General features: G+C 59.1%; 4 protein-coding genes. 2 read left to right on the top strand and 2 right to left on the bottom strand.

The genetic code is table 11. The features are described 5' to 3' along the window. The first annotated feature begins 255 nt into the window (after positions 1–255). Positions 256–624: a type II toxin-antitoxin system RelE/ParE family toxin gene (locus BN874_RS07310; RefSeq protein ID WP_034431817.1), complete on the top strand. Its 369-nt coding sequence runs from the start codon at positions 256–258 to the stop codon at positions 622–624. Then, positions 611–934, top strand: a complete 324-nt coding sequence (locus BN874_RS07315) for a helix-turn-helix domain-containing protein (protein WP_034431818.1) — start codon at positions 611–613, stop codon at positions 932–934. The genes BN874_RS07310 and BN874_RS07315 overlap by 14 nt, the downstream gene beginning before the upstream one ends. 26 nt (positions 935–960) lie before the next feature. Here BN874_RS07315 and BN874_RS22325 read toward each other — a convergent pair whose 3' ends face one another. Further along, on the bottom strand, positions 961–2,856 hold the full coding sequence (locus tag BN874_RS22325) for a phage integrase N-terminal domain-containing protein (RefSeq protein WP_051497546.1): 1,896 nt from the start codon (positions 2,854–2,856) through the stop codon (positions 961–963). Positions 2,857–3,130: 274 nt separating this feature from the next. Further along, entirely contained in the window at positions 3,131–3,598 is a 468-nt protein-coding gene (locus tag BN874_RS07325; RefSeq protein WP_034431819.1) for a hypothetical protein, read from the bottom strand. Positions 3,599–4,641 lie beyond the last annotated feature (1,043 nt).

The raw sequence follows: 4,641 nt of genomic DNA on the forward strand, positions 1-4,641 counted from the left end.
CTCTTTCCCTACACGACGCTCTTCCGATCTCGCGCCGGGACCGGATGACGTGGCCGCCGCCGAACGGCTGGCCCGTGTTTCCTTAGATCGGTGGACGGTCATGCCACCCGAAAATGTCGACTGATGGGGTTTGAGATCCCGTGGAACGAAAAACCGGGTTAAGCGGCCCCGATCGAGGGTGGAATTAAACACCATGGCTGATGCAGCGGCTGTCGGCTACCTTGCACTATTATACCTGTTTATGTATAATTAATCATGAATAAAATCAAACCCATCGAATGGGTAGCGGCCGCCAAGAAAGACTTGAGGGCGATGCCGGACGAGGTGCAAGCCGATTTTGGCTACGCCCTGTATCTGGCGCAGATCGGCGAGAAAAGCGACTACGCCAAGCCGCTTCAAGGTTTCGGTTCGGCGGGCGTGCTGGAAATCGTGGAGAATTTCGACAGAGCAACCTATCGTGCGATTTATACCGTCCAGTTCGAGGATGCGATTTATGTGCTGCACTGCTTCCAAAAAAAATCGAAGCGGGGCAGCGAGACGCCCAAACACGAAATCGACCTGATCCGCGAGCGTCTAAAAGAAGCGCAGCGAATGGCGAGAGGGAGCAGCAGTGATCGAATTTGAAAAAGGCAGCACTAACGTCTACGCCGATCTTGGCTTTCCCGACGCCGACGAAATGCTAAGAAAGGCCGAGCTTGTCACCGAAATCGGAAAGATCATCAAGGCCCGACGATGGACGCAACAGCGCGCCGCTGAGGTGCTAGGGCTGTCTCAACCGAAGCTTTCCGAGCTGTTGCGCGGACGATTTCGCGGCGTCAGCGAAATCAAAATGCTGGAATATCTGGCTCGGCTGGGGTGCGACGTGAAGATCGTCGTCTCGCCACCGCACCTCACCGGCGTACCCGGTCAAGTCGCTCTGTCTATCTCCACCTAAGGTCTGATTATAGCTCATTAGGCAAGCTATCGATCCGAAGCGCGGCTTCCCCTTTTTGGCGCGCGATCCAGACCGGCCCGATGCAGCAACCAGTCCTCGCGATAGAGAACGGTCGGGGTCGGAGCGTCGGGGTCTTTGAGGGCGGCCAGGGTCGGTTCGCCGGGTATGCCGATGCGTCCCACCGTGCGCTGAAGCTCATAGACCCGTCCCAGCCAGGTGGACAGCGCCAGCGAGACGGGACAGACGGGTTCCTGCGGATCGGGCAGCAAGGCCAGGGCGTCCTGCACCACCGCCCGCTGGCGCTCGCCGGTCAGGGGATAGCGCAGCACCTGATTTTTCGGGGTTTCCCAGATCACATCGAGGTGGCCGTCCTGGTAGGACACACCGGGTTGCAGCATCGCCGCTTGCCGATGGCTCAGGCCCACCACGCGCACCAGCTCCAGGTGCAACGCCCCCCGCGCATCCTGGGCGCGAATCCGGGCGATCCGCTCTTGAATCGCGGCTTCGCTCAGCGGACGGGGGGGCGCGATGGCGTCGTCCGCCCCGGACTGGAGCGCGCGCCAGCGTTGACCGACGTCCAACGCCAGCGCGGGCTGATCCAGCCAGCCGCAGAGTTGACTCAGCAGCCGCACCGACAAGATCGCGCTGTGACGCTGGAGCGTGGGGGAGGCGTGCCAGTGTCGGAGCAGCACCTCGACGTGCGCGGCGTTGAGATCATCGGGCGTGTGCAGCGGTTGACCGGCCAGGGCCAGGATTTTGACCATCTGATTCAGCAGCCGCCAGCGGACGTCCAGCGTCGCGGCGCTCAGCGGGCCGGAACCGTTCCGGCGTTGCGTCAGGTTCGCCCGCACCCGCGCGGCCAGCCCCTGTTGCTGCACCCGATAGTCGGCGCGAAGAGACTGGGGATTTCGGCGGGCGACCTCCGGAATCGGCGGCGTCTCCGGGTGGCCGTAGTAGGCGGCGGTGATTCCCGGTCGGGCGTGTCCCAGCCGGGCGGAAACGTCATACTTGGCCTCCACATCCGCTGCGCGGTGGACGGGGCCACCGCCGCGCACCGGCGAGGTTTCGCCGGTCTGTTGCTCGTACACATCATTGGCGTATTGGTGACGCAGCCCGTGACTGACCAAGCCGTCCTGGCGGGTAATGCCGTGGTGCGCCAACACATAATAACAATGCTGGAGCCATTGCTTGAGATCGGACTCCGGCGGAATCATCGAGCGTTTGGTGAGAGCGACGTAGCCCTCGGCTTCCGCCAGCACCGCGCGCTGGGCGTCGGTTTCAATCGGCACTACGCGGGGCCGTCCCCCTTTGGTCCCGGCCCACACCCGCAGGTAGGTGTCCTCCACCCGATCCCGCAGCGGATTGAGCAAGGAGGCTTCCTGAAGCCGCAGCCCAAAGGCGTGTTGCAGGCGCAAGACCCGCGCCACCTGGGGATCGGCGGCAGCGATCTCCGCGATCTTGAGCGCCGGATCCACGCCCGCCGCCGTCCAGGAATGATCGTACTGGGCTTCATAGGTGCGCTGGAACGCTTCGGGATTCGCCAAATAGCTGGGGCCGTCCCGCAACATGCTCTGCTTGCCGATCCAGCCGCACAGCAGACGCAGGTGCGAAAACCGTTTTTGCAACGTGGACGCCGACAGTTCCTGAGTTTCCCAGAGGCGCATCAGCGCTTCGATGTGCTTGGGCTTGAGGTGGCGCACCTCGGTGATCTTGTAGCCCAGTTCATGCAGTTGGCGAATCATGCGGTCATAAAAGCCCGCACGATCCGCAATCGTAGCGTGGCTCACGGTTTTGCGCCCGTTAGCACTGCGGCGCAGGTTTTTCTTCAGCACGCCGTCTAAGGATGCCAGCGCCCGGCCCCGCTTTCCCAAGCGGGGTTTCGCCTCGTCCGCCGCCCTGGAGCGCGGCGTCTCTTGCGCCATAGCCTTCTCCTTCTTAACTATTCAAACACGTTCAAACGAAATGGCGGGCCTCTCGTGAGGGTTCTCGGTTCAGCCAGGGTCTTGCCCAGAAGACCCTCTGCCTCCCCCCTTCGTCCTGAAGGTCGGGGTCGTTCCGCATCAGGAACGAGAACAGGTTACTGAAAAGATTCTGACCTCTAAACCGCGTTTGAACTCGCGGTTGAACGCCTACTGAACGACGGCAACCGTGGATTGCCGGTCTATTGCAGCAGATCAACGATCTGGCGGCGGTTCGTTAGAGGGCGTGTGCGTCCGCGATGGAATGCAGGCTGTGCGTGGACGCGGAGCGATTCGATGCGGATTTTAAATCCGTCGCCTTCGCCGCTTGACCTTGGAAGGGATGGGCCGGATGAAACAACCGTTGCAGGTAGTTCAGCGCCACCGCATCCGCGTCTTCCGGCGTCATCTCTTCCCAGGCGTGCATCACAAAGGCCGACACCACCAGCGCCGGGTCGGGTCGATAGCCGCGTCCATACGTGCGCAACCGCCGGGCGGCGAGTTGCGCGGCCTCGTAAGCCTCCTCCATGATCTTGATGCGACGCAGGCCATTTTCTTCCTCCTGTCGCGCCACCCGGCGCAACATTCCTTTTTGAAGCGCGTACAACTCCCCTTCTTCCAGATTGATCCTCTCGCGCAACGTGGACATCAACGCCACGACCTCCTCCACTGCATACCCTTCCTTCACCTGGATTTCATCGTTCATCGTCGAGTCTCTCTCGGTTCACCATCTCATGGACCCTTTCACCGTTTTCATCGAACGCCCACCTGGTTGAAACAGTAGGGCCACTGCTGCGTGTCATCGGCTGACGCCCGGCGGACCCGCACCCCGTTCCTTTCACTGCCTCATTCCTTCACCCCTTCACTCCTTCACTCCGTACCTCTCTCCATCGTTTCTCATCCTCTTCAATCGCATCGGCACACACCCGCAGCATCGAACGCCCACCTTGGTTTGGAGCGGTAGGGCCACCGCCCGGATCGGGTTGAGTTTTAGCGAGACGATCCCCTCGCTATCGCGGGTACTTTGAAGGCGCATCGTGAACGCCTCTGGCTTTCGCCAGGCCCGGTTGCCCCTGGGTCGGACGACACCCCCTGATCGGTGACGTGACCAGGACCGTTTTGAAATCCGTTCGGCTTCGGGAAATTTCACCGCCAACCAAGAAAGATATTTTTTGCTTTTACCCTCTCTTTACCCGATAGTTTTCTCTATTTATTTTATGAGATCAAGAGACTATTGAGGGTGTTCCATCCTCTCTCTTGAGCGGCCATTTTTTATCCACCGGCTTTGCAGAAGTATTCATCAATCAGACCCCTTTGACAATAGCCCATCTCTTTTTATGGGTCAGCGCTGAAGAGAATCAGGAATCCCCGTTTTTCAGAGCGAGCAGGAAATTGATAGAAAGTCTGAACCGCTTCAAAATCGGCGCACCTATAATCTATAATTATTTGATATATAAATAAATATAAACTATGACGCAAGCCTGTCATGGCATTGGCAAAGCATTGGCAAAGCTCTGTCATAAGGTTGGCAAAGCATTGGCAAAATTCTGTCACGACTTGTTATAAAGTGGGCAAAGCATTGGCAACGGTTTGTCACGACCTGGCATAAAGTGGGCAAAGCATTGGCAACGGTTTGTCACGACCTGGCATAAAGTGGGCAAAGCATTGGCAACGGTTTGTCACGACTTGGCATAAAGTGGGCAAAGCATTGGCAACGGTTTGTCACGACCTGGCATAAAGTGGGCAAAG

The sequence above is a fragment of the Candidatus Contendobacter odensis Run_B_J11 genome, assembly GCF_000531125.1.
GTDB lineage: Bacteria > Pseudomonadota > Gammaproteobacteria > Competibacterales > Competibacteraceae > Contendibacter > Contendibacter odensensis.

Excerpts from the sequence above, each read along its gene's own strand:
- BN874_RS07310 (WP_034431817.1), top strand. The coding sequence starts at position 256 with ATGAATAAAATCAAACCCATCGAATGGGTAGCGGCCGCCAAGAAAGAC.
- BN874_RS22325 (WP_051497546.1), bottom strand. The coding sequence starts at position 2,856 with ATGGCGCAAGAGACGCCGCGCTCCAGGGCGGCGGACGAGGCGAAACCC.
- BN874_RS07325 (WP_034431819.1), bottom strand. The coding sequence starts at position 3,598 with ATGAACGATGAAATCCAGGTGAAGGAAGGGTATGCAGTGGAGGAGGTC.